Consider the following 24,109-nt stretch of genomic DNA (forward strand, 5'->3'; position numbering starts at 1 on the left):
CGAGGGGACCGTCAGACGGCCGCGGCCTCCAGCGAGGCCTCGGCCGGCTTCTCGCCCTTGCCGGTGCCACGCAGCGGCACCTCGCGCAGGAACACCGCGGCGGCGATGGCGATCACGGCCACTCCGGCGCCCCACAGGAAGACGGTGTGCATGCCGTTGGACACCGCGTGGTGGTAGGCGTCCTGGATGTAGTCGGGCATCTTGCGCAGTTCGGCCGGGCTGGTCTGGCCGGGGTCCTTCGCGCCGCCCGGGGGCAGCGGCTTCCCGGCCAGCAGCTGGCCCATGGTGTCCTTCACCCGGTTGTTGAACAGCGCGCCGAACAGCGCGACGCCGAACGAACCGCCGATGGTGCGGAACAGGGTGGCGGTGGAGCTGGCCACGCCCATGTCCTTGAGCTCCACGCTGTTCTGCGCCACCAGCATGGTGATCTGCATCAGGAAGCCCATGCCGGCGCCGAGCACGATCATCCAGCAGGCCGAGGTGAAGCTGCTGGTCCCGACGCCCATGGTGGAGAGCAGGATCAGGCCGCCGGTCATCACGACGGTGCCGATGATCGGGAAGATCCGGTACTTGCCGGTCTTGGTGACGGCCTGGCCGACCACCAGCGAGACGACCAGCATGCCGAACATCATCGGCATCAGCAGCAGGCCGGAGTTGGTCGCCGAGGCGCCCTGGACTATCTGCTGGTAGAGAGGGAGGAAGACGGTCGAGCCGAACATCACGAAGCCGACGATGAAGCCGATGATCGAGACCAGGGTGAAGTTCAGGTTCCTGAACAGGCTCAGCGGCAGCATCGGCTCCTGGGCGCGCTGCTCGACGTAGCAGAAGCCGATCAGCGAGGCGACGGCGAGCGCGGCGAGGCCGAGGATCTCCTTGGAGCCCCAGGCGTACTGCTGGCCGCCCCAGGTGGTGATCAGCACGAGCGAGGTGATGCCGACGGTGAGGAGCACGGCGCCCGGGTAGTCGATCCGGGCGGTGTTACGGACCTTCGGCAGCTTCAGGGTGGCGATGACCACGGCGAGCGCGATCACGCCGAGCGGCAGGTTGATGTAGAAGGTCCAGTGCCAGCTCAGGTGGTCGGTGATGAAGCCGCCGACCAGCGGGCCGCCGATGGTGGCCAGGGCCATCACGGCGGCGAACATGCCCTGGTACTTGCCGCGGTCACGCGGCGGGACGAGCGCGCCCATGATCGACATGACGCCGACCATCAGACCGCCGGCGCCGAGGCCCTGCACGGCGCGGAAGCCGATCAGCTCGTTCATGTTCTGCGACAGGCCGGACAGCGCCGAACCCACCAGGAAGATCACGATCGAGGTCAGGAAGGTGCCCTTGCGGCCGTACAGGTCGCCGAGCTTGCCCCAGATCGGGGTGGAGGCGGCGGTGGCCAGGGTGTAGGCGGTGACCACCCAGGACAGGTGCTCGGCGCCGCCGAGGTCACCGACGATGGTCGGCATCGCGGTGCCGACGATCAGGTTGTCGAGCATGGCCAGCAGCATCGTGACGACCAAGCCGACCATCACGAGGCGGATCTCGCGGGGTGACCGCGGCTGTTCCTCCTCGGCCGTCTTGTCCTCCGGTACCGGGCCGGCGGTCTTGGGCTGTGACATGGGGTGGGGTCTCCCGGAGGTGGTTCGGACGAGCGTCGCGCCGGGTGGCGGCTCACTTACTTGTCGCCCGGCTAGTTTATCGATCGTCGGCACGGTAAGCTGTTTCCTAGCCGGTCGTCAAGCCAGTTTTAATACCGGCCCCCTGGGCAGGGAGAATGAGCCCGGGGCGGACGCCCACCCTGGGGTCCGCAGCAGTCACCGACGCAGTCATGAGGCAGGCCATGGGCACTCCGCACAGCCCCCGCAGCGACACCCGGGCTCGCATCATCGAGGTGTCGCTGGAGCTCTTCTCGGCGCACGGCTACGAGCAGACCTCACTGCGCGAGATCGCCGACCGCCTGGGCGTCACCAAGGCCGCGCTCTACTACCACTTCAAGACCAAGGACGACATCGTCCTGGGCATCGTCGAGCGGATGGCCGCGCCGATCGACGAGACCATCGCGTGGGGCCGGGAGCAGGAGTGGAGCCCGGACACGCGCGACGAGCTGATCCGCCGCTTCGCGGACGGGATGGCCGAGCGGGCCCCGCTGCTGCGCTTCTTCCACGAGAACCAGCCGGCGCTGCGGGAATCCCCGGCCGGGCTGGCCTTCAAGGAGCGGATCATCACCATGATGCAGCTGGTGCACGGGCCGGAGGCGAGCTTCCAGGACCGGCTGCGCGCCGCGATGACGCTGTTCACCGTCCACTCGTCGATGTTCCTGCTCCAGCACGACGGCAAGGACCCCGTCCCCGCCGAGAACGTGTGGGGCGAGAAGGTGCCGGTGGCCGACCTGGACGAGGCCCTGGAGGCCGCCCGGACGGTCGCGCTGGAGATCGGCGGCCGGATCAGCCACCCCGCCCGCGTCGGCGGCTGAGACGCCGCGCCCCCTGGAACGCCGTATCCGCTAGAACGCCGTGACGCCGTGTCCGGAGAGGTAGGCGATCGGGTCGACCACCGCGCCGTAGCGGTTGCTGGTGCGGATCTCGAAGTGCAGGTGCGGCCCGGTCGAGTTGCCGGTGTTCCCGGACAGCCCGACCCGCTCGCCCGCCGACACCCGTCGGCCCGCCGAGACCGACAGCGTGGAGAGATGGGCGTACTGCGCGAAGTGCCCGTCGGCGAGCCGCAGCACGACCTCCTTGCCGTACGCGCCGTCCCAGGCGGCCGACACCACGGTCGCGTCGCCGACCGCCAGCACCGGCGTGCCCGGGGAGACCGCGAAGTCCACCCCGGTGTGGTACCCGGCGGCGTACTCGGAGTCGTGCACCCCGAAGGGGTTGCTGGTCGGTGCGTCGGGCACCGGCGCCGACCAGCCGGGCTCGGGCGGGGCGGCGGGCGCGGGCTCCGGTTCCGGGGCGGGCGCCGCGGCGGGCGCGGGCTCGGCGGGCTCCGCTCCGGGCGGCAGCAGGTTGGGCGCCACGGCCACGAACGCCTGCGCCGAGGGGGCGCCGTCCGGCAGCTTGTACGGGCTGGGTCCGGCCACCTGCACCAGGCCCGGGTCGGGCACCTTGGCCCGCGGGGCGGTGAAGGCGGAACTGCCCGGCGTGGTCGGCCGGACGGTCTGCGCCGAGGCACTGCCCGGGGCGGCCGCCAGCACGACGCCCGCCATCAGCGCGGCCGCTCCCACGGAGACCACCGCGTGGTCGCGCTCGACCCGCTGCCGGCTGCCCGGCAGGGTGGCGTGCCGGGGCGTGGCGAGCAGGCGCAGCGGCGCTACGGCGCGGCTGCGGACGGCGTGGCCGATCCGGGGCTGCCAGGCGGCCGCCTGGGCCGTCGCACGGACGGCGAGCCGGCGCAGGGCCGGCCCCATGGGCGGGACGGTGGACATCGCCTGTCGTACCTCACGGTCGTACGGGGGCAGCGCGAAGCGCCCGATCGGGGTGCTTTCGCGGAGCGGGGGACCACTCAGGTTTAACGGTCACCTGACGCAGCCCCAAAAGCGGCGATGTACTACGGCGTGTAGTCATCGCGGGTCCTGGAATTCCGGCCGACGGAGCAATGATCATGAGATCCGATCAACCGAGCCCGGCCCGATCCGTACCGCGGTCCCGTCGGGCCGTGCTACTAGGGCCGGTCGTACCACGCCGAACCCCTGTGACCAGCGCCACCCGGCGAGGGCGCGGGAAAGCGTCCGGCCCGCCCCCGCGCGGTGGCGGGGGCGGGCCGGACGTGGAGACTTCAGTGCCGCGCGATCACGACCTGACCGTCAGGACGATCAGTTGTCGACCGGGCGGACCCGGATCCAGGTCTCCAGGTAGTTCGCGGACTCGTTCTCGACCTCGATGCTGGTGCCGGTCTTCGGCACGTCGACACCGGCGTACTGGTCGTCCTTCGACCACCAGGACTTCAGGTCGTTGAACTCGTCGACGCCCTTGGACTTCGGGATGACCGTCTCGACGTCAGCCTTGTGCAGGGTCAGCGCCGGGACGCGGCGCGAACCGAAGGTGGAGTCGAAGCCCTGCATGCGAGGACGCATCAGGGTGCCGTCCGACCACTTCATCGGAGCCGGGTGCGAGTCGACCGGCAGGACGAGGCCGTGGCCCGGGTGGGCGCTGACGTTGTTATCGGTCTGCGACTCGTCCCAGTACCAGATCAGCAGGCCGGGCTGGTACGAGTAGTGCTCGACCCAGTTGGGCTTGGCGGCCGAACCGAAGTTGTACGGGCCGGTCTTCAGCGTCTGGTCGAACGACACGTACTGCTTGTTCTCCGCGATGTAGTACTGCGCGTAGTCCTTGGTGTACGAGCCGCCGAAGCGGGTGAAGCCGGCGGCGGTCCAGCCGTTGTCGCCGTGCTCCACGTCGTCGCTGAACAGGGTGGCGCCGTCGGCGACCACCGCGACGTTGTCCACCGCGAAGCCGCGGTAGTGCAGGCCGCCGTCGGTGGTGTTGTGGTAGCGGAACTGGATCTTCTTGCCCGCGTAGGCGTCCAGGTTGAACGACAGGTCACCCCAGGCGGCGGTGAGGCCGCTGAGGGCCGGACGGCCGTTCTCCTTGGGCAGGGCGGCGCCGTTCCAGGTGCCGTCCACGACGGTCCAGGTCTTGCCACCGTCGGTGGAGACCTCGCCGAAGGCGTAGTCGAAGTCCGGCTCCAGCTCGTACCAGGCCTTGGCGTTGATGCCGGCCTTGGTCTTGCCGGTCAGGTCGATGTCCCGGGTCAGCGTGACGTTCAGGTTGTCGGCGCTGCCGCTCCACCACTCGCTGCCGCCCGCGAAGGGCTTGTTGATGTCGGTGGTGATGCTCTTCTTCGGCAGGTCGACGATGAGCGCCTGCGGCAGGTTGGAGTTGTACTCCACCGGGCCGATGTGGTGCGTCGACTCGGTGCCGGCCTTGGCGCGGTCGACCTTCAGCCAGCCGAGCTGGTACTTGCTCCAGGCGTCGAGGTCGTTCGGCATGTCGCCGATGCTGTCCTTGCCCTCGCCGAGCCAGGAACCGGAGGACATCAGCGACCAGAAGCCGACCGAGTTGTCGATGCCCTTGCCGGCGGTGTCGTAGAGGTCCGGCAGACCGAGGTCGTGGCCGTACTCGTGGGCGAAGACGCCGAGGCCGCCGTTCTCCGGCTGCATCGTGTAGTCGCCGATCCAGAGGCCGGTGTTGCCGACCTGGACGCCGCCGAGCTTGTTGCCGTCGGGGCCGGCCTGGCCCGTCAGGTTGCCGTAGACGTAGGAGCGGTGGGCCCACAGGGCCTTGCTGCCCTGCTTGCCGCCGCCGGCCGACTTGTCCTCACCGGCGTGCACGATCTGGAAGTGGTCGATGTACCCGTCGGGCTGGTTGAAGTTCCCGTCGTGGTGCGAGCCGTAGCGGTCCCACTGGTCGTACTGGGCCAGCGTCGCCTTGATCTGCGCCTCGGTCTGACCCTTCGCCAGCTGGTCCTTGTACCAGATGTCGACGGCGTCGCGGATCAGGTCCTGGGCGCTGGCGCAGACGTTGGAGCCGCAGTAGTCGGAGCCGTACCGGGCCTCGTTCCACGGCACCCGGACCCAGTCCGAGACCACGCCGTCGACCGAGTAGCGGCCCGAGGACTGCTTCTCGTAGAAGGTCTTCAGCGAGGGCTTGTCCTTGGAGAAGTACAGGTCCTGGTAGTGCTGCTGGTTGTAGTCGGCCTGCCAGGCGGTCGAGTTGTTCGTGGCGCGGTCCGGCGCCTCGATCTCGTTGTGCTTGGGGCCGGCCTCGCCGCCGTACTTGACCTTGCCGTCGGCGGTCTTGGTGGTGTTGTCGACCTGGTCGCCGAAGTCGACCAGGATCGTGAAGATCTTGTCCGTGCGCTCACGGGCGAGCTCGACGTACTTGTCCTTGCCGAGCTTCACACTGGTGCTGCCGTTGTGCTGCTCGACCTGGGCGGTGCCGTTGAGCAGCTGCTCGGTGGCAGCCTTCTTCTCGGCGTCGACCTTGGCGGTCAGCGGGCCCGGGATGTTGTGCTCGGTGTTGACGCCCTGGACCGCGTCGGCCGGGTCCTTCGGAACCGGTGCGGAGCCGGCTGCCACGGCGCTGCTGGGGAACAGCCCCGCGCCGAGCGTGACGATGACCGCCGCCGCGGTGGTGACCGCTGCGGCTCTCCTGGTGGTCTTCAACGTTGTGACGCCCTCCCCGACCGAGCCGACTCTTGGCCAAGGCCCGGTAAACCAATATGAAAGACAGGTGGACGTCATTTGACCGAAGTGGGGCTGGAAAAGATAGACCTTGACCCTGACATGGCCACGGCGCTATGCTCGCCGATTTTCCGTCAGTTGACGGACGGTTGGAAAACCCCAGGTCCGGGGCGTGCGGGGGGAGGCGGAACGCACCGAGCCCCCGGCGCGAACGCCGGGGGCTCGGTGGCTGTGAAGTTGTCTGTTAAAAGTTGCCTTTACTTCGTCAGGTCCGGGCCGGACGAAGCGACCGCGGCCGGGGTGTCCGCGACGGCCGACTTCTCCTCGCCGCGGAAGGTGAACTTGGCGTCCTTGCCCTCGCCCTCCACGTCGACGACCACGATGTGGCCGGCCCGCAGCTCACCGAAGAGGATCTTCTCGGAGAGGTGGTCCTCGATCTCGCGCTGGATGGTGCGGCGCAGCGGACGGGCACCCAGGATGGGGTCGTAGCCGCGCTTGGCCAGCAGCTTCTTGGCCTCGACGCTGAGCTCCAGGCCCATGTCCTTGTCCTTGAGCCGCTCGTCCACCTTGGCGATCATCAGGTCGACGATCTGGATGATGTCGTCCTCGGACAGCTGGTGGAACACCACGATGTCGTCGACGCGGTTCAGGAACTCGGGGCGGAAGTGCTGCTTGAGCTCCTCGCCGACCTTCGCCTTCATCCGCTCGTACCCGGTCTGGGTGTCACCCGTGGCCGCGAAGCCCAGGTTGAAGCCCTTGGAGATGTCCCGAGTGCCGAGGTTGGTCGTCATGATGATGACGGTGTTCTTGAAGTCGACCACGCGGCCCTGGGAGTCGGTCAGTCGACCGTCCTCCAGGATCTGCAGCAGCGAGTTGAAGATGTCCGGGTGGGCCTTCTCGACCTCGTCGAAGAGGACGACCGAGAACGGCTTGCGGCGGACCTTCTCGGTCAGCTGGCCGCCCTCCTCGTAGCCCACGTACCCGGGCGGGGAGCCGAACAGCCGGGAGACGGTGTGCTTCTCGGAGAACTCGGACATGTCGAGCGCGATCAGCGCGTCCTCGTCGCCGAAGAGGAACTCGGCGAGCGTCTTGGACAGCTCGGTCTTACCGACGCCGGACGGGCCGGCGAAGATGAACGAACCGCCGGGACGCTTCGGGTCCTTGAGGCCCGCACGGGTGCGCCGGATGGCCTGGGAGAGCGCCTTGATGGCGTCCTTCTGGCCGATGACGCGCTTGTGCAGCTCGTCCTCCATGCGCAGCAGCCGGGAGGTCTCCTCCTCGGTCAGCTTGAAGACCGGGATGCCGGTGGCGGTGGCCAGGACCTCGGCGATGAGCTCCTCGTTGACCTCCGCGACGACGTCCATGTCGCCGGCCTTCCACTCCTTCTCGCGCTTGGCCTTGGCCTGCAGGAGCTGCTTCTCGTCGTCGCGCAGGGACGCGGCCTTCTCGAAGTCCTGCGCGTCGATCGCGCTCTCCTTCTCGCGGCGCACGTCGGCGATCTTCTCGTCGAACTCGCGCAGGTCCGGCGGCGCGGTCATCCGGCGGATGCGCATCCGGGAGCCGGCCTCGTCGATCAGGTCGATCGCCTTGTCCGGGAGGAAGCGGTCCGAGATGTACCGGTCGGCCAGGGTGGCGGCGGCGACCAGGGCGGCGTCCGTGATGGAGACCCGGTGGTGGGCCTCGTAGCGGTCGCGCAGACCCTTGAGGATCTCGATGGTGTGCGGCAGCGAGGGCTCCGCGACCTGGATCGGCTGGAAGCGGCGCTCCAGCGCGGCGTCCTTCTCCAGGTGCTTGCGGTACTCGTCCAGGGTGGTGGCACCGATGGTCTGCAGCTCGCCGCGGGCCAGCATCGGCTTGAGGATGCTGGCGGCGTCGATGGCGCCCTCGGCGGCGCCCGCGCCGACCAGGGTGTGCAGCTCGTCGATGAACAGGATGATGTCGCCGCGGGTGCGGATCTCCTTGAGCACCTTCTTCAGGCGCTCCTCGAAGTCACCGCGGTAGCGCGAGCCGGCCACCAGGGCGCCCAGGTCCAGCGTGTAGAGCTGCTTGTCCTTGAGCGTCTCCGGGACCTCGCCCTTGACGATCGCCTGTGCCAGGCCCTCGACCACGGCGGTCTTGCCGACGCCGGGCTCACCGATCAGGACCGGGTTGTTCTTGGTGCGGCGGGACAGCACCTGCATGACCCGCTCGATCTCCTTCTCGCGCCCGATGACCGGGTCGAGCTTGGCCTCGCGGGCGGCCTGGGTCAGGTTGCGCCCGAACTGGTCCAGGACCAGCGAGGTCGACGGGGTGCCCTCGGCGGGCCCGCCGGCCGTGGCGGACTCCTTGCCGCCGCTGGCCTGGTAGCCGGAGAGCAGCTGGATGACCTGCTGGCGCACCCGGTTGAGGTCGGCACCCAGCTTGACCAGGACCTGGGCGGCGACGCCCTCGCCCTCGCGGATCAGGCCGAGCAGGATGTGCTCGGTGCCGATGTAGTTGTGGCCGAGCTGCAGGGCCTCCCGGAGCGACAGCTCCAGGACCTTCTTCGCCCGGGGAGTGAAGGGAATGTGACCGGACGGGGCCTGCTGGCCCTGGCCGATGATCTCCTCGACCTGCTGGCGTACGGCCTCAAGAGAAATCCCGAGGCTCTCCAGGGCCTTGGCGGCGACGCCCTCGCCCTCGTGGATCAGACCCAGGAGGATGTGCTCGGTGCCGATGTAGTTGTGGTTGAGCATCCGGGCTTCTTCCTGAGCCAGGACGACAACCCGCCGCGCGCGGTCGGTGAACCTCTCGAACATCGTTTATCGCTCCTCAGAGCGGTCGGGCAGTTCGGGGTCCGTCCCCGCCCTGTCCTTCCGCATGCTAGTCCCGCTCAGCGGCGCGGCCCACGGATTCACTCCCCGGTAGAGGAGCGAGATGCTGCGCGACCAGCCGACACCAATCCCAACCTGATGCTGGGAATCGGTGTTCCCACAGGTGGGCCGGATGCACCGGAAACCGCTACGCCATCGGCGAACAAGAGCCGCCGGGGCGGAGCCGGACCCTCTTCGGCCGGTCGTACATGCTGCCCCTGGACGGGTCGAAGAACCCGTCCACCTGCATTCATACCCGGTATCGGGGCGCTTCTCGCGCAGTTTCCGCGGTGGCGGTGTTCGCCTGGCGAGAAGTCGGGCCGCGGTGGCGGTGGTTCAACGGCAGCCGGGTCGGTCGTACGCCGTCCCTGGGGTGTGCGCGTTACCGCTTCGCTCCTACAGCGTTGCACAGCTCGTCATTGTTCCGCCGCCCGAGCCCGCCGCCCCGGACGGGTCGTTCCGGCGCGGGCCCCGGTGCCGGTGGCGCCGCGCTCCCGGGGTGCGCGCCGCGGGGCGCGGAGGGGTTCCCTCCGCGCCCCGCGCGTGTGTCGTCGGTGCCCTACGCGGCCGCCGGGGCTCCGCATCCGCTCCGGCGGGCCGGTGGCGCCGGGTTCAGGACGCGTTGGCCTTGTCGTAGGCCTCGCGGACGGTGCTCGGCACCCGGCCGCGGTCGTTGACGTCCATGCCCTGCTCCTTGGCCCACGCGCGGATCTTCGCGGTGTCGGGAGCGCTGCCGGACGGGCGCGCCGCGGTGCCGCGGCCCGGACGGCGGGCGCCGGCCAGCCGGCCGCTCTGCTTGCGCCCCTTCTCCACGTACGGCGCCAGCAGACCGCGCAGCTTGTCCGCGTTGGCGCTCTTCAGGTCGATCTCGTAGGCAACGCCGTCGAGCGCGAACGTCACCGTCTCGTCCGCCGAACCGCCATCGAGATCGTCTTCAAGAATGACCTGCACCCTCTGTGCCACGGGCTTCCCTTTCCGCTAAACGACCCATTGCCTAAGGAAAGGAAAGCGCCTTTCACCGGAAAACACAAACCCTTGACCGGTCCGGACCCGCTCAGAGGTGCAGCAGCATGCGCGAGTTGCCCAGTGTGTTGGGCTTCACCCGCTCCAGGTCAAGGAACTCGGCGACACCTTCATCGTACGAGCGGAGGAGTTCTTCATAGACATCCGTGGCGACCGCCGCCGGGTCTGTCGTACCATCATCGGTTTCCTGAACCTCGCCGATCTCGACGAAACCGTGTTTCGCGAAGAACGGCACCTCGAACGTCAAGCAGAAAATCCGACGGACGCCCAGCCAGCGCGCGGTCTGCACCAGCTTCTCCAACAGCAGATGCCCGATCCCGAAGCCCCGGCAGGCCGGATCGACCGCGAGCGTGCGGACCTCGGCGAGGTCCTCCCACATCACGTGCAGGGCGCCGCAGGCCACTACCGCGCCGTTGTCGTCGCGTTCCGCGACCCAGAACTCCTGGACGGATTCGAACAGCGTGACCGTGGGCTTGTCGAGCAGAATGCCGTCGCGCGAGTAGGCGTCGATGAGCCCGCGTACGGTCCGTACGTCCGTGGTCCGCGCGCGGCGGATGGTGACCTCCATGGCGGGACGTTATCGCGTCGCGCCCGGCGCGGTCTCCCCGGTATCCGCGCCGCCGGTATCCGGACCGCCGGTATCCGGGCCGTCCTCGGCGGATTCCGGGCCGGGCGGATCGGACGGGAACAGTGCCGCCACCCGCAACGCGTCCCGCAGTGCCTCGCGTTGCTCGGGGGACATCAGGCCGAAGAAGTGCACCAGGGCCGCGGCCGGATTGTCACTGGTGGCCCAGGCGTCGTTCATCAGGGCCGCCGTGTACGCCTCGCGTGAGGAGACCGGTTCATATCGATAGGCCCGGCCCGCCCGCTCGCGGCGCAGCCAGCCCTTTCTGTGCAGCTTGTCCAGGACGGTCATCACCGTCGTGTACGCGATTTCGCGTTCCGACTGCAGATCCAGGAGAACCTCGCGAACCGTCACCGGTCGGTTCCACCGCCACACCCGGGTCATGATGGCGTTCTCAAGTTCGCCGAGTTGCCGGACCATAGTGCGGCCAGGATAGGGAGTGAATGGGGCAAAGCTTGTGAAGTGCGCCAAACCGGCGCGCCGCCACCCCCGGGAATCGGGAATGGCGGCGCACGGGTCGTTCCGGAGCGGCTGACGGCGTCAGTCGATCAGTCGACGTCTTCCTTGGCCTTCTGGGCCCCGCCCTGGCTGCGGATGATCGCCCGCACCAGGAATCCGAAGCCGATCGCCATGACCAGCGGCGGAACGATCGCGCTGACGTAGTCCATCAGGTCACTCCTCCTCGCTCTTCTCCGCCGTCGCGGCGGAAGCCTTCGGCTCCGGCTTCACCAGCGGGAAGAGCACGGTCTCCCGGATGTTCTTGCCGGTCAGCAGCATGATCAGGCGGTCCACACCGAGGCCGAGGCCGCCGGTCGGGGGCATCGCGTACTCCAGGGCGCGCAGGAAGTCCTCGTCCAGCTGCATCGCCTCGACGTCGCCGCCGGCGGCCAGCAGGGACTGGGCGGTGAGGCGGGCGCGCTGCTCGACCGGGTCGACCAGCTCGGAGTAGGCGGTGCCGATCTCGGTGCCGAAGATCACCAGGTCCCACTTCTCGGCCACGCCGGGGACCGAGCGGTGCTGGCGGGTCAGCGGGGAGACCTCGGTCGGGTAGTCCTTGATGAAGGTCGGCCGGACGGCGTTCTCCTCCAGCAGGCGCTCGACCATCTCCAGCACGATCTGACCGTGGCCCCAGTTCTTCTCGAACGGGATGCCGTGGTCGGCGGCCAGCTTGCGCAGCTCCTCGACGGAGGTCTCCGGGGTGACCTCGACGCCCAGGTGGGCGGAGATGCCCGGGTAGACGCTGACCTCCTCCCACGGCTCGGCCAGGTCGATCTCGTGCTCCACGCCGTGCGGGTCCAGGCCCTTGATCACGGTGGTGCCCAGGGCGTCCCGGGCGGCGTTGACGATCGTCTCGCGGATCAGCTCGGCCTGGGTGTTGTAGTCGCCGTAGGCCTCGTACGACTCCAGCGAGGTGAACTCCGGGTTGTGGGTGGAGTCCGCGCCCTCGTTGCGGAAGTTGCGGTTGATCTCGAAGACCTTCTCGGCGCCGCCGACCACCAGCCGCTTGAGGTACAGCTCGGGGGCGATGCGCATGTAGAGGTCGATGTCGTACGCGTTGATGTGCGTCCTGAACGGACGGGCGTTGGCGCCGCCGTGCACCGGCTGCAGCATCGGGGTCTCGACCTCGATGTAGCCGCGGTCCTCGTAGGTGCGGCGGATCGAGCGGACCACCTTGCTGCGCAGGTGCAGGATCTCGCGGGCCTCGGGGTTCACGATCAGGTCGACGTAGCGCTGGCGGACCCGGGCCTCCGGGTCGGTCAGGCCCTTGTGCTTGTCCGGCAGCGGGCGCAGGCACTTGGCGGTGAGTTCCCAGCGGTCCACCATCACCGACAGCTCGCCGCGCTTGGAGGTGATCACCTCGCCCTCGACGCCGACCTGGTCGCCGAGGTCGATGTCGGACTTCCAGGCCGCCAGCCGCTCGGCGCCCAGCTTGTCCAGGGAGAGCATCACCTGGAGGTCGCCGGTGCCGTCGCGCAGGGTGGCGAAGCAGAGCTTGCCGCCGGTGCGGGACAGGATCACCCGGCCGGTGATGCCGGCGCGCTCACCGGTCGCGGTGTCGGGCTCGAGGTCCGGGTGCTTGGCACGCAGGTCCGCGATGGTGCTGGTGCGGGGGAAGCCGACCGGGTACGGGTCGACGCCGGCCGCCCGGAGCCGGTCCAGCTTCTCGCGCCGGACGCGCATCTGCTCGGGAAGGTCGTCGGTCGCGGGAATCACGCTCTGATCGCTCACCCCACAAGGGTAGCCAGCCGTACACCGTGCTCCGCGTCGGGATGACGTGAGGGGGGAGGCCGCCGTGACGGCCTCCCCCCTCACGGGGTGCTACCGGTGGGGGTCAGCCGGTGCCGGTGCGGAGTTCGATCTCGTCCGGGGTGTCCTCGGCGGGCTCGGCGGGGCGGGACGGGGGCTTGGTGCGGTGGCCGAAGAGGTCGGCCGGGGTGGGCATCCGGTGCGGGCGGGGCGGGGTCGGCGTGGCGGCGGGCTGCTCCGGGCGGGAGTCCCGGGAGTCGGTGCTGCTCATCGTGGTCCGTCCTCCTACAGGGGTGGGGTGACTGCTCGGGGGTGCGGCGGGGTTCGGTACGGCCACCAGGTGGCGCGGGGGCCCGGCGGTGAGCGCGAGCCGTTCGCGCACGGCGGCCTCGGCCAGCGCGTGGCAGCGCCCGGCCAGCCGGGAGCGGCGGGCCCGTTCGCCGTGGCCGCAGGGCTGGCGGGTCAGCCCGCGCAGTGCGGTGAGGTCCTCGGGGCCGGGCAGGTAGCCGTCGGTGACGGCCTCCTCCAGCCGCTCCAGGTAGCCGGGGGCGCTGCCGGGCAGGGCGGAGCGGTAGCGGCCGAGGTCGGCCAGCAGGAAGGCGCGCAGTCGGCCGCCCTCCTGGACGGCCTCGTCGATCGCCTCGGTCAGGCGCAGCGCGTCCTGGACGTCCTCCGCCCACAGTTCGGCGCCCGGACCGGCGAACGCCGTCCGGTCGGGCCCCTGGAGGTGGACGGGGACGGCGGGGTGGAGGGCTTGGGCGAGGGCTCGGCGCAGCACGCGGACTTCGTCGGCGCTGAAGGCCATGCCGCCGCGCGATCCGTGTGGCGTAGGCATGGGCTGACACTACGTGAGGAATATCCGATTTGTCGGTAACGTCGCGCGGAATTCCGCACGATCGGCCCGACGGAACAGGGCCTGCCCGGCGGACCCCGCCGGGCTCGCGGGGTCCGCCGGACAGGCCCTCGCCGGTCAGCTGGGCCGGTTGCGCTCGTACACCAGGCGCAGGCCGATCAGCGTCAGCCAGGGCTCGTGGACGTCGATCGTGGTGGCCTCGCCGAGGACCAGGGGCGCGAGGCCGCCGGTGGCGATCACCTGGACGTCGTCCGGATCCTTGGCCAGCTCCCGGGCCATCCGCTCGACCAGGCCGTCGACCTGTCCGGCGAAGCCGTAGAGGATGCCGGACTGCATGCCCTCGACGGTGTTCTTGCCGATCACGTTGCGCGGGCGGGCCAGCTCGATCTTGCGCAGCTGGGCGCCGCGGACGCCGAGCGCCTCGACCGAGATCTCGATGCCGGGGGCGATCGCGCCGCCGACGTAGTCGCCGCGGGCGTTCACGGCGTCGAAGGTGGTCGCGGTGCCGAAGTCGACCACGATGCACGGGCCGCCGTACAGGTGGTTGGCGGCCAGCGCGTTGACGATCCGGTCGGCGCCGACCTCCTTGGGGTTGTCCATCAGGACGTGCACCCCGGTCTTCACGCCGGGCTCCACGATCACCGCGGGGACGTCGCCGTAGTAGCGGCGGGTCACCTCGCGGAGCTCGTGGAGCACGGCGGGGACGGAGGAGCAGATCGCCAGCCCCTCCACCGCGGCGTCCCGGGCCGCGGTGTGGTTGCCCATCAACCCCTGCAGCAGCACCGCCAGTTCGTCGGCCGTGCGGCGCGGATCGGTGGAGATCCGCCAGTGTTCCACCACTTCCTCGCCGTCGAACAGGCCGAGCGTGGTCTGGGTGTTGCCGACGTCGATGGTGAGGAGCACGGGGACGCTTTCTGCGAGTCGGGACGGGGCGGGGACTGCTCGCGACCTGACGGTCAGGCGCGCAGGTCCAGGCCGATGTCCAGGATCGGCGAGGAGTGGGTCAGCGCGCCCACGGCCAGGTAGTCGACACCAGTCTGGGCGACCTCGCGCGCGCTGGCCAGGGTGAGTCCGCCGGAGGCCTCCAGCTTCGCCCGGCCGGCCACCAGCTCGACGGCCTCCTTCAGCTGCTCGACGGTGAAGTTGTCCAGCAGGATCAGGTCCGCCCCGGCGTCAAGCACCGGCGGGATCTGCTCCAGGGTGTCCACCTCGACCTCGACCGGCAGCTCCGGGTACGCGGCCCGGACGGCCCGGAAGGCCTCGGCCACGCCGCCGGCCGCCACCACGTGGTTGTCCTTCACCAGGGCGGCGTCCGAGAGCGCCATCCGGTGGTTCGCGCCGCCGCCGCAGCGCACCGCGAACTTCTGCAGCGCGCGCAGGCCCGGGGTGGTCTTGCGGGTGTCCCGGACGACCGCGCCGGTGCCCTCCAGGGCGTCCGCCCAGGCCCGGGTCGCGGTGGCGATGCCGGACAGGTGGCAGAGCAGGTTGAGGGCGCTGCGCTCGGCGGTCAGCAGGTCGCGGGTGCGGGAGCGGACGGACAGCAGCACCTGGCCGGCCTCCACCCGGTCGCCGTCCTCGACGTGCCGCTCGACCTCGAACTCCTCCTCGCAGACCAGCGAGACGACGGCTTCGGCGACCCGCAGACCGGCCACCACGCCGGCCTGGCGGGCGGTGAAGTCGGCGGTCGCGACGGCGTCGGCGGGCACGGTCGCCACCGAGGTGACGTCCTCGCCGCCGGCCAGGTCCTCGGCCAGCGCCAGGGTGGCGATGTCCTCGACCTCGATCGGGTCCAGCCCGGCCCGCTCCAGCAGCTCGGCGAGCTGCGGGTCCAGGCCGGTCTCGTACTCCTCGCCGTCCCCGCAGGCGCAGCCGTCGCCGCAGCCGCCCTGGTCGGCCAGGGGGAGTTCCTCGTGGGCGTGGGTCATGGTTCTACTGCTCCTCAGGGGTGCTGACGGGGTCGCCGGAGGCGGCGAGGGTGGTGATCAGGTGGCGCCGCCAGTGGGCGTCGTCGCGCTCGGGGAAGTCCTCGCGCCAGTGGCAGCCGCGGGTCTCCTCGCGCTGCGCGGCGGCCGCGACCAGGGCGGTGGCGACCAGCAGCAGGTTGGCGGCCTCCCAGGTCTCCACCCGGGGGTCGGCCGGCTTCTCCTCGGCCACGTGCGAGTGGGCCTGCTCGGCGATCAGGGCGAGCCCGGCCGCGGCGTCGGCCATCGAGGCGGCCGAGCGCAGCACGCCCGCGCCGCGCGACATCAGCCGCTGGATCTCGGCCCGCGCCTCGGACGGCGGCAGCGGCACCGGCCGCGCGGCCCGGGCGGCGGCGACGTCCACCGTGCGCTCGGGCAGCTCGCCGGCCGCGTGCCGGCCTGCCAGGTCGGCGGCGATCCGCTCGGCGAAGACCAGGCCCTCCAGCAGCGAGTTGGAGGCCAGCCGGTTGGCGCCGTGCACCCCGGTGCAGGCGACCTCGCCGCAGGCGTACAGGCCGGGGACGCTGGTGCGGCCCCGCGGGTCGGTGCGGACGCCGCCGGAGGCGTAGTGCGCGGCCGGGGCGATCGGGATCGGCGCGGTGACCGGGTCGATGCCGTGCGCGCGGCAGGTGGCGAGGATGGTCGGGAAGCGGTGCTCCCACATCTCGGCACCGAAGTGCCGCCCGTCCAGGAACATGTGGTCGGCGCCCTGCTCCTGCATGCGCCGGGTGATCGCCTTGGCGACGATGTCGCGCGGGGCCAGCTCGGCCAGCTCGTGCTGTCCGACCATGAAGCGGACGCCGTCGGCGTCCACCAGGTGGGCGCCCTCGCCGCGCACGGCCTCGGAGATCAGCGGCAGCTGGCCCTCGGCGTCCGGGCCGACCCACAGCGGGGTCGGGTGGAACTGGACGAACTCCAGGTCGGTGACGGCGGCGCCGGCCCGCAGTGCCAGTGCCACGCCGTCGCCGGTGGAGACCGCCGGGTTGGTGGTGGCGGAGAACACCTGGCCCATGCCGCCGGTGGCGAGCACCACCGCGCGGGCCCGTACGGCGCCGACGCCGTCGCGCTGGCCCTCGCCCATCACGTGCAGGGTCAGCCCGGCGGCGTGGCCCTCGGTGTCGGTCAGCAGGTCGAGGACGAGCGCGTGCTCGATCAGCTCGATCCCCGGGTCGGTGCGGACGGCGGCGACCAGGGCGCGCGATATCTCGGCGCCGGTCGCGTCCCCGCCCGCGTGGGCGATCCGGCGGCGGTGGTGGCCGCCCTCGCGGGTCAGCAGGATCTCGCCGTCCTCGCCCCGGTCGAACAGGGCGCCGGTGGCGATCAGCCGGCGGACGGCGTCCGGGCCCTCGGTGACCAGGGTGCGGACGGCTTCCTCGTCGCAGATCCCGGCGCCGGCCACCAGGGTGTCGTCCAGGTGCTGCTCGGGGGTGTCCCCCTCGCCCAGGGCGGCCGCGATGCCGCCCTGGGCCCAGCGGGTCGAGCCCTCGTCCAGCACCGCCTTGGTGACCACCATGGCCCGCAGGCCGGCCTTGCGGACGTTGAGGGCGACAGTGAGACCGGCGACCCCGGAGCCGACCACGACCACGTCGGTGGCGGCGGTCCAACCGGGGGCCGGGGCGGTGAGGCGGTGGGTAACGGACATGGCTCAGTGGCTCCTTCAGCGCGTGGCCGCGGTGGCCGCGCCGTCCTCGCCACGGTACGCCTGGTCACCGCGGAGCAGTCCGGTGCCCTCCTGGGCCTCGGCAGGGTCCCCGCCGAGACCGGTGATCCGGTTGTGCTCGTCCACGAAGACGACCTTCGGCTCGTAGCCCTTGGCCTCGGCCGTGTCCATCTGCCCGTAGGCGATGAGTATGACCAGGTCGCCCGGGTGGACCAGGCGGGCGGCGGCGCCGTTGATGCCGATCACGCCGGTGCCGCGCGGGCCGGCGATGGTGTAGGTCTCCAGCCGGGCGCCGTTGTTGATGTCGACGATGTGGACCAGCTCGCCGGGGAGCAGGTCGGCGGCGTCAAGCAGGTCCTCGTCCACCGTGACCGAGCCGACGTAGTGCAGGTCGGCCTGGGTCACGGTGGCCCGGTGGATCTTGGACTTGAGCATGGTGCGGAGCATTGCGGGTCACGCCTCCTGTGAGTGCATGCCTGAAGGGCTTCTTGCTGCCGGGACGCAGCGGGTTCTCAGCGAACGATGATGCGGACGTTGTCGATCAGGCGGGTCGAGCCCACCTTCGCGGCGACGGCCAGCACCGCCTCGCCCTGGAAGTCGTCCGCCGCCTCGGAGAAGTCGTGCGGGTCGATCAGGGCGAGGTAGTCAAGGGTGACGCCCTCGGCGCCGTCCAGGACGGCCGCGGCGGCCTCGCGCACGGCCTTCGGGCCCTGGGCGGCGACGTCCCGGCCGGCGAACAGGGCCCGGGACAGGGCGAGGGCGTGGCTGCGCTCCTCCTCGGAGAGGTAACGGTTGCGCGAGGACAGCGCCAGGCCGTCCTCCTCGCGGACGGTCGGCACGCCGACGACCTCGACGTCGAAGTCCAGGTCGGCGACCATCCGCTGGATGACCGCCAGCTGCTGGGCGTCCTTCTCGCCGAAGAAGGCGAAGTCCGGGTCGGTGATGTGCAGCAGCTTGGCCACGACGGTCAGCACGCCGTCGAAGTGGCCGGGCCGGGTGGCGCCCTCGAAGCGGTCGCCCATCGGGCCGGCCGTCAGGCGCACCTGCGGCTCGCCGTTCGGGTAGACCTCCTCGACGGAGGGCGCGAAGACCACGTCGGCGCCGTTCTCCTCGGCCAGCCTCACGTCGGCGTCGAGGGTGCGCGGGTAGCGGTCCAGGTCCTCGGACGGGCCGAACTGCAGCGGGTTGACGAAGACCGTCACCGCGACCCGGCCCTCCCGGCCCACCTGCTTGCGGGCGGCGCGGATCAGCGCGGCGTGGCCCTCGTGCAGCGCGCCCATGGTCATCACCACGGCGTTGTCCACCGGGCTCTCGTCCGGCCAGAACGCGGCCTCGAAGTCGTCCACGGTCTGGGTGACGACGGCCCGGTGGACCTTCGGCGCCCGCTGGGGCCTGCTCGGCTGCTTACCGCGTGCCATTACCGCTCTCCTCGTTCAGTACGTCCAGCAGCGCCGCCGCCGACGCGTCGTCGATCGTTCCGTTGGCGAGCGCCCGCTGCGCGGTGGCGCGGGCCATCGCACGGTAGGCCGCCGGGATGTCCGGGGACACCGTACTGAGCTGCGCCAGGTGGCGCCGTACGGTGCCCGCGTCGCCCCGGGCGACCGGGCCGGTGAGGGCCGCGTCGCCGGAGCGCAGGCTGTTGTCCAGGGCGGCGCCGAGCAGCGGGCCGAGCATCCGGCCGGGTTCGGCGACGCCGGCGGTGCGCAGCAGCTCGACGGCCTGGGCGACCAGGGTGACCAGGTGGTTCGCGCCGTGGGCGAGGGCGGTGTGGTAGAGCGGGCGGACCTCCTCGGGCACCCACTCGGGCTCGCCGCCCATCTCCACCACCAGGGCCTCGGCGACCGGTCGCAGCTCCTCGGGGGCGGTCACGCCGAACGGGCAGCCGGCCAGCCGGGCCAGGTCGACGGAGGTGCCGGTGAAGGTCATCGCCGGGTGCAGGGCCAGCGGCAGCGCCCCGGCCCGGGTGGCGGGCTCCAGGATGCCGACGCCGTGCGCGCCGGAGGTGTGCACCAGCAGCTGGCCGGGACGGACGGCGCCGGTGGCGGCCAGCCCGGACACCAGGTCGGCCAGCGCGTCGTCCGGAACGGTCAGCAGGACCAGGTCGGCGGCGGCCATGACCTGCGGCGGGGTGACGATCCGCACGCCCGGCAGCAGCGCGTCGGCGCGGCGCCGGGAGGCGGCGGACACCCCGGAGGCGGCGACCACGGTGTGCCCGGCGAGCTGCAGCGCGGCGCCCAGCGCCGGACCGACCCGGCCGGTGCCGATCACACCGACCGCGAGCCGGGCCGGACGGTTGCCGGGGTCGCTGGGATCACCGAAAGCCTGGTCGCCGAGCGGGGCGAACTCACCGAAGTCGGCGAAGTCGGAGGAGCCCATGTCCACCCTTGTCCTGAATGACCGTTCCGGTCCACGCGCGGGTACCGGACGTACCGCCCCAGTGTACGGGCGCGTCAGTCCGCCGCCCCGGCCCGGATCAGTCCGGCCTCGTACGCCAGCACCACGGCCTGGACCCGGTCGCGCAGCCCCAGCTTGGCCAGGATCCGGCCGACGTGGGTCTTCACGGTGGCCTCGGAGAGCACCAGCCGGGCCGCGATCTCACCGTTCGACAGCCCCTGGGCCACCAGCAGGAACACCTCCCGCTCGCGCTCGGTCAGCGGGCCGAGGACGTCCGAGCCGGGCGCGCTATGCGGGGTGGGCAGCACCTCGGCGAAGCGGTCGATCATCCGGCGGGTGGTGGTCGGGGCGACCACGGCGTCCCCGCCGTGCACCGCGCGGATCGCGGCCACCAGCTCGGTCGGCGGGACGTCCTTGAGCAGGAAGCCGCTGGCCCCGGCCTTCAGCGCGGCGAAGGCGTACTCGTCCAGGTCGAAGGTGGTGAGGATGAGCACGTGGGGGGCGTTCGGCAGCGGGCTGCCGTCCTCGGCCAGGCAGATCCGGCGGGTCGCCTGCACCCCGTCCAGGCGCGGCATCCGGACGTCCATCAGGATCACGTCCACCGGCGTGTGCCGCAGCAGCTCCAGGGCCCGGGCGCCGTCGCCCGCCTCGGCGGCGATCTCGATGTCCCCCTGAGACTGGAGGATCATCCGGAAGCCGGTGCGCAGCAGCTCCTGGTCGTCGACGAGCATCACGCGGATGGTCAAGGTGGCTCCTAACAGGGGACGGGGGGTTAGTGCGCCGCCTTGAGCGGGAGGACGGCGCGGATCCGGAAGCCGCCACCGGGGCGGGGCCCCACGTCGAGGCTGCCGCTGACCATGCCGACCCGCTCGCGCATGCCGATCAGGCCGTGGCCCAGACCGTCCGCACCGCCGGCGGTCAGTTGCTCGTCGGTGCTGCCGCGGCCGTCGTCCTCCACCAGGACGGCCAGCTCGCGTTCGCCGAAGTCGACCGCGACCCGGGCGTGGGCGTCGGGGCCGCCGTGCTTGCGGACGTTGGTCAGCGCCTCCTGGACGATCCGGTAGACCGTCAGCTCGACGCCGCGCGGCAGCTCGCGCGGGTGCCCGGAGGTCGCGTAGTCCACCGCCAGTCCGGCCGTGCGGACCTGCTCCAGGAGGTCCGGCAGCTCCTCGACGCCCGGCTGCGGGACGTACTCCTCGGCGGTGTCGGCGGTGCGCAGCACGCCCAGCAGGCGGCGCATCTCGACCAGGGCCTGCCGTCCGGTCGAGGCGATCGTGCCGAGCGCCTCCTTGGCCTGCGCCGGGGAGTTGTCCAGCACGTAGGCGGCGCCGTCGGCCTGGACGATCATCACCGAGACGTTGTGCGCCACCACGTCGTGCAGCTCGCGGGCGATCCGGGCCCGTTCGGCCGCGACCGCCACCTTGGACTGGGCGTCCCGCTCGCGCTCCAGCCGGGCCGCGCGGTCCTCCAGCTCGGTCAGGTAGGCGCGGCGCACCCGGGTCAGCCGGCCCCAGGCCCAGCAGAGGATGAACGGGGTGCTCATCAGGAGGGTGATCAGCACCGCCTCGCCCAGGCCGTACGGGCGGGAGACGTAGATCCCGGTGTGGTCCGTGGAGGTCTTCACCAGGTGCATCCGCCAGAACACCAGCGGCCCGGCGGCGAGCCCCGCGAGCAGCGCGAGCCGGGAGGTCCACTTCTGGCCGAAGGCGGCGCCGGTGTAGGCGAAGACCAGGTAGGCGATGGAGGAGCCGCCCGGGTCGACGTCGGCGGCCACCTGGCCGACGGCGACGCCGGCGGCCGCGGCCACGGTGACGTCGGGGAAGCGTCGGCGGAAGACCATCAGCAGCGGCAGCAGCACCGCGACCAGGATCACGGAGTCGTGTCGCCAGCCGGTGTCGGGGAGGCTACCGTCCGGCAGCAGGCCGAGGAAGAGCACGATCGACGCCCAGGCGGCGTCGACCACCATGGGGTGACGGCGGAGCCAGGCGTTGAGTCGATGCACCTCTCCAGCCTAGGCAGTCGGGCGAGGTGCCCAGGTCCGCCGGTAGGGCGATCCGTCCTACTCCGTAGGTCGGAGACGCCCCGGCTCCGGTTGGGAGGGGGCCCCGGATGCCCGGTAGCGTCCGCCCCATGACGTGGATGCGGTGGGCGCCCGCCATGGAACGGGCCCTGTACGACCCGGACGGCGGTTTCTACCGCAGGCTGGAGGGCCCGGCCGGGCACTTCCGCACCTCCGTGCACGCCTCGCCCAGGTTCGCCCGTGCGGTGGCCCGGCTGCTGCTGGAGGTTGACGAGGCCCTCGGCCGTCCGGAGGAGCTGGCCCTGGTCGACATCGGGGCCGGGCGGGGGGAACTGCTGACCGGCGTGCTGGCCGAACTGCCCGGCGAGGTGCTCGCCCGGCTGCGCCCGTACGGCGTGGAACTCGCCCGGCGGCCCGACGGCCTTCCGTCCACAGCCCTGTGGACGGCGGAGCCACCGCGCGGGGTGACCGGGCTGCTGTTCGCCAACGAGTGGCTGGACAACGTGCCGCTGGACGTCGGGGAGGTGGACGGGGACGGGGTGCTGCGCTACCGGGAGGTGGACACGGCGACCGGCGAGGAGCGCCTCGGCGAGCCGGTCTCGGCGGCGGACGCGGCCTGGGCCGAGCGCTGGTGGCCGGTCGCGGAGCCCGGGGAGGTGGTGGAGTTCGGCGGGCCCCGGGACGCCGCCTGGGCGCGGGCCGTGGCCGGGCTGGAGCGCGGACTCGCCGTCGCCGTCGACTACGGGCACACGGCGGGGCGGCGGCCCCCGTTCGGGACCTTCACCGGTTTCCGGGACGGCCGGGAGGTGCCCCCGGTGCCGGACGGGTCCTGCGACGTGACCGCCCACGTCGCGCTGGACGCGATCGCCGTGCCCGGTCTCCACAGCCTGTGGACGACCCAGCGCGAGGCCCTGCGCGCGCTCGGGGTCAGCGGCGGGCGCCCGCCGCTAACGCTCGCCTCCACCGACCCCGCGGCGTACCTGCGGGCGCTGGGCGGCGCGGGGGAGGGGGCCGAGCTCACCGACCCGGCGGGGCTGGGCGGCTTCGGGTGGGTCCTGCAGGCCGTCCGCATGCCGCCCCTTGACGTTTTCGAGAGGGCTCAGAGCCTCGGTGTGCTGCCGGGATGGCACACTCTGGGGTCATGAGGGAGACCACGGTCGGCATCGGGGCGGGAGCCGAGAACTTCACCGGCGAGGCGGGCACCACCGACATGGTGCTCAACATCGGCCCGCAGCACCCGGCCACCCACGGAGTGCTGCGGCTGCGCCTGCTGCTCGACGGCGAGCGGATCGTCACCGCCGAGCCGGTGATCGGCTACATGCACCGGGGCGCGGAGAAGCTGTTCGAGGCCCGCGACTACCGGCAGATCATCATGCTGGCCAACCGGCACGACTGGCTCTCCGCCTTCTCCAACGAGCTCGGCGTCGTGCTCGGCGTCGAGCGGATGCTCGGCATGGAGGTACCCGAGCGGGCGGTGTGGATCCGCACCCTGCTCGCCGAGCTCAACCGGGTGCTCAACCACCTGATGTTCCTCGGCTCCTACCCGCTCGAACTGGGCGGGATCACCCCGATCTTCCACGCCTTCACCGGCCGCGAGGACCTCCAGCACGTGCTGGAGGAGGCCTCCGGCGGGCGGATGCACTACATGTTCAACCGGGTCGGCGGCCTCAAGGAGGACCTCCCGGCCGGCTGGCTCGGCCGGGTCCGCACCGCCGTCGCCACGGTCCGCTCCCAGATGCCCGTCTTCGAGGACCTCGTCCTCGGCAACGAGATCTTCCGCGCCCGCACCGCCGGCGTCGGCGTCCTCACCAGGGCCCAGGCCGAGGCGTACGGGGTCAGCGGCCCGATCGCCCGGGCCAGCGGCCTCGACCTCGACCTGCGCCGCGACGAGCCCTACCTCGCGTACGGCTCCGAGGAGCTGCGACAGGTGCTCACCGTGGTCACCCGCGAGGAGGGCGACTGCCTGGCCCGCTTCGAGTGCCTGCTGGAGCAGACCCTCAACGCGCTGGACCTCGCCGACGCCTGCCTCGACAAGCTCGCCACCCTGCCGCCCGGCCCGGTCAACCAGAGGCTGCCCAAGGTGCTCAAGGCACCCGAGGGGAGCACCTACGCGTGGACCGAGAACCCGCTCGGGATCAACGGCTACTACCTGGTCTCGCGCGGCGACAAGACGCCGTGGCGGCTCAAGCTGCGCTCGGCGTCCTTCAACAACATCCAGGCGCTGACCGAACTGCTGCCGGGCACGCTGGTGGCGGACATGGTGGCGATCCTCGGGTCGATGTTCTTCGTGGTCGGGGACATCGACAAGTAGGCCGACAAGGAGGCC

19 protein-coding genes and 1 pseudogene are annotated in these 24,109 nt (G+C 71.4%); 3 read left to right on the forward strand and 17 right to left on the reverse strand.

Annotated features, from left to right (window positions below; translation table 11 throughout):
• Positions 1-11: 11 nt before the first annotated feature.
• Positions 12-1,607: an MDR family MFS transporter gene (locus BOQ63_RS25555; RefSeq protein ID WP_030284392.1), complete on the reverse strand. Its 1,596-nt coding sequence runs from the start codon at positions 1,605-1,607 to the stop codon at positions 12-14.
• Between the two features lie 221 nt (positions 1,608-1,828).
• Between BOQ63_RS25555 and BOQ63_RS25560 the strand changes: the two genes are divergently transcribed.
• A complete protein-coding gene (locus BOQ63_RS25560; RefSeq protein WP_072655029.1) occupies positions 1,829-2,461 on the forward strand; it encodes a TetR/AcrR family transcriptional regulator in 633 nt (210 codons plus the stop codon).
• A gap of 30 nt (positions 2,462-2,491) precedes the next feature.
• Here BOQ63_RS25560 and BOQ63_RS25565 read toward each other — a convergent pair whose 3' ends face one another.
• The 16 genes and pseudogenes from BOQ63_RS25565 to BOQ63_RS25640 all read right to left on the reverse strand — a co-directional run bounded on the left by BOQ63_RS25565 (position 2,492) and on the right by BOQ63_RS25640 (position 21,765).
• Positions 2,492-3,412, reverse strand: a complete 921-nt coding sequence (locus tag BOQ63_RS25565) for a M23 family metallopeptidase (RefSeq protein ID WP_050366717.1) — start codon at positions 3,410-3,412, stop codon at positions 2,492-2,494.
• A gap of 387 nt (positions 3,413-3,799) precedes the next feature.
• The gene (locus BOQ63_RS25570) at positions 3,800-6,151 is read right to left on the reverse strand and encodes an immune inhibitor A domain-containing protein (RefSeq protein WP_037829611.1); all 2,352 of its coding nucleotides are present in this window, start codon (positions 6,149-6,151) and stop codon (positions 3,800-3,802) included.
• A 275-nt stretch (positions 6,152-6,426) separates the two neighbouring features.
• Complete coding sequence (locus tag BOQ63_RS25575; RefSeq protein ID WP_030284384.1) at positions 6,427-8,946, reverse strand: ATP-dependent Clp protease ATP-binding subunit; 2,520 nt, start codon at positions 8,944-8,946, stop codon at positions 6,427-6,429.
• A gap of 666 nt (positions 8,947-9,612) precedes the next feature.
• Positions 9,613-9,963: a histone-like nucleoid-structuring protein Lsr2 gene (locus BOQ63_RS25580; protein ID WP_030284382.1), complete on the reverse strand. Its 351-nt coding sequence runs from the start codon at positions 9,961-9,963 to the stop codon at positions 9,613-9,615.
• Between the two features lie 91 nt (positions 9,964-10,054).
• Positions 10,055-10,591, reverse strand: a complete 537-nt coding sequence (locus BOQ63_RS25585; RefSeq protein WP_030284380.1) for an amino-acid N-acetyltransferase — start codon at positions 10,589-10,591, stop codon at positions 10,055-10,057.
• Positions 10,592-10,600: 9 nt separating this feature from the next.
• Entirely contained in the window at positions 10,601-11,068 is a 468-nt protein-coding gene (locus BOQ63_RS25590) for a BlaI/MecI/CopY family transcriptional regulator (RefSeq protein ID WP_030284378.1), read from the reverse strand.
• Positions 11,069-11,320: 252 nt separating this feature from the next.
• Positions 11,321-12,862: pseudogene (gene lysX / locus BOQ63_RS25595) on the reverse strand (bifunctional lysylphosphatidylglycerol synthetase/lysine--tRNA ligase LysX); the annotation flags it as partial.
• Between the two features lie 118 nt (positions 12,863-12,980).
• Positions 12,981-13,730, reverse strand: a complete 750-nt coding sequence (locus BOQ63_RS25600; protein WP_063756584.1) for a hypothetical protein — start codon at positions 13,728-13,730, stop codon at positions 12,981-12,983.
• Positions 13,731-13,865: 135 nt separating this feature from the next.
• Entirely contained in the window at positions 13,866-14,651 is a 786-nt protein-coding gene (locus BOQ63_RS25605; RefSeq protein WP_030284369.1) for a type III pantothenate kinase, read from the reverse strand.
• A gap of 53 nt (positions 14,652-14,704) precedes the next feature.
• Positions 14,705-15,673, reverse strand: coding sequence for a carboxylating nicotinate-nucleotide diphosphorylase (gene nadC, locus BOQ63_RS25610; protein WP_030284367.1), 969 nt, complete (start codon positions 15,671-15,673; stop codon positions 14,705-14,707).
• 4 nt (positions 15,674-15,677) lie between these two features.
• Positions 15,678-17,351 (reverse strand): L-aspartate oxidase, encoded by a 1,674-nt coding sequence (locus tag BOQ63_RS25615; protein WP_037829609.1) that lies wholly within the window; start codon positions 17,349-17,351, stop codon positions 15,678-15,680.
• A 15-nt stretch (positions 17,352-17,366) separates the two neighbouring features.
• A complete protein-coding gene (gene panD / locus BOQ63_RS25620; RefSeq protein ID WP_030284363.1) occupies positions 17,367-17,816 on the reverse strand; it encodes an aspartate 1-decarboxylase in 450 nt (149 codons plus the stop codon).
• A gap of 65 nt (positions 17,817-17,881) precedes the next feature.
• The gene (gene panC, locus BOQ63_RS25625) at positions 17,882-18,787 is read right to left on the reverse strand and encodes a pantoate--beta-alanine ligase (protein WP_030284361.1); all 906 of its coding nucleotides are present in this window, start codon (positions 18,785-18,787) and stop codon (positions 17,882-17,884) included.
• Positions 18,774-19,745 (reverse strand): Rossmann-like and DUF2520 domain-containing protein, encoded by a 972-nt coding sequence (locus BOQ63_RS25630; RefSeq protein ID WP_072655032.1) that lies wholly within the window; start codon positions 19,743-19,745, stop codon positions 18,774-18,776. The genes panC and BOQ63_RS25630 overlap by 14 nt, the downstream gene beginning before the upstream one ends.
• Positions 19,746-19,819: 74 nt before the next feature.
• Entirely contained in the window at positions 19,820-20,509 is a 690-nt protein-coding gene (locus BOQ63_RS25635; protein WP_030551626.1) for a response regulator, read from the reverse strand.
• 26 nt (positions 20,510-20,535) lie between these two features.
• Positions 20,536-21,765, reverse strand: a complete 1,230-nt coding sequence (locus BOQ63_RS25640; RefSeq protein ID WP_030284355.1) for a sensor histidine kinase — start codon at positions 21,763-21,765, stop codon at positions 20,536-20,538.
• A gap of 128 nt (positions 21,766-21,893) precedes the next feature.
• Between BOQ63_RS25640 and BOQ63_RS25645 the strand changes: the two genes are divergently transcribed.
• Positions 21,894-22,928: an SAM-dependent methyltransferase gene (locus BOQ63_RS25645; RefSeq protein WP_072655033.1), complete on the forward strand. Its 1,035-nt coding sequence runs from the start codon at positions 21,894-21,896 to the stop codon at positions 22,926-22,928.
• On the forward strand, positions 22,925-24,094 hold the full coding sequence (locus BOQ63_RS25650) for an NADH-quinone oxidoreductase subunit D (protein WP_030284351.1): 1,170 nt from the start codon (positions 22,925-22,927) through the stop codon (positions 24,092-24,094). Before BOQ63_RS25645 ends, BOQ63_RS25650 begins: the two co-directional genes overlap by 4 nt.
• Positions 24,095-24,109 lie beyond the last annotated feature (15 nt).

It is taken from the genome of Streptomyces viridifaciens (genome assembly GCF_001888885.2).
Lineage (GTDB): Bacteria > Actinomycetota > Actinomycetes > Streptomycetales > Streptomycetaceae > Kitasatospora > Kitasatospora aureofaciens.

What these genes read in the sequence shown, in the direction of transcription:
- BOQ63_RS25615 (WP_037829609.1), bottom strand. Translation starts at nt 17,351, where the DNA reads ATGTCCGTTACCCACCGCCTCACCGCCCCGGCCCCCGGTTGGACCGCC.
- BOQ63_RS25565 (WP_050366717.1), bottom strand. Translation starts at nt 3,412, where the DNA reads ATGTCCACCGTCCCGCCCATGGGGCCGGCCCTGCGCCGGCTCGCCGTC.
- BOQ63_RS25650 (WP_030284351.1), top strand. Translation starts at nt 22,925, where the DNA reads ATGAGGGAGACCACGGTCGGCATCGGGGCGGGAGCCGAGAACTTCACC.
- BOQ63_RS25575 (WP_030284384.1), bottom strand. Translation starts at nt 8,946, where the DNA reads ATGTTCGAGAGGTTCACCGACCGCGCGCGGCGGGTTGTCGTCCTGGCT.
- BOQ63_RS25645 (WP_072655033.1), top strand. Translation starts at nt 21,894, where the DNA reads ATGACGTGGATGCGGTGGGCGCCCGCCATGGAACGGGCCCTGTACGAC.
- BOQ63_RS25585 (WP_030284380.1), bottom strand. Translation starts at nt 10,591, where the DNA reads ATGGAGGTCACCATCCGCCGCGCGCGGACCACGGACGTACGGACCGTA.
- panD (WP_030284363.1), bottom strand. Translation starts at nt 17,816, where the DNA reads ATGCTCCGCACCATGCTCAAGTCCAAGATCCACCGGGCCACCGTGACC.
- BOQ63_RS25630 (WP_072655032.1), bottom strand. Translation starts at nt 19,745, where the DNA reads ATGGGCTCCTCCGACTTCGCCGACTTCGGTGAGTTCGCCCCGCTCGGC.
- BOQ63_RS25555 (WP_030284392.1), bottom strand. Translation starts at nt 1,607, where the DNA reads ATGTCACAGCCCAAGACCGCCGGCCCGGTACCGGAGGACAAGACGGCC.
- nadC (WP_030284367.1), bottom strand. Translation starts at nt 15,673, where the DNA reads ATGACCCACGCCCACGAGGAACTCCCCCTGGCCGACCAGGGCGGCTGC.
- BOQ63_RS25560 (WP_072655029.1), top strand. Translation starts at nt 1,829, where the DNA reads ATGGGCACTCCGCACAGCCCCCGCAGCGACACCCGGGCTCGCATCATC.
- BOQ63_RS25590 (WP_030284378.1), bottom strand. Translation starts at nt 11,068, where the DNA reads ATGGTCCGGCAACTCGGCGAACTTGAGAACGCCATCATGACCCGGGTG.
- BOQ63_RS25600 (WP_063756584.1), bottom strand. Translation starts at nt 13,730, where the DNA reads ATGCCTACGCCACACGGATCGCGCGGCGGCATGGCCTTCAGCGCCGAC.
- panC (WP_030284361.1), bottom strand. Translation starts at nt 18,787, where the DNA reads ATGGCACGCGGTAAGCAGCCGAGCAGGCCCCAGCGGGCGCCGAAGGTC.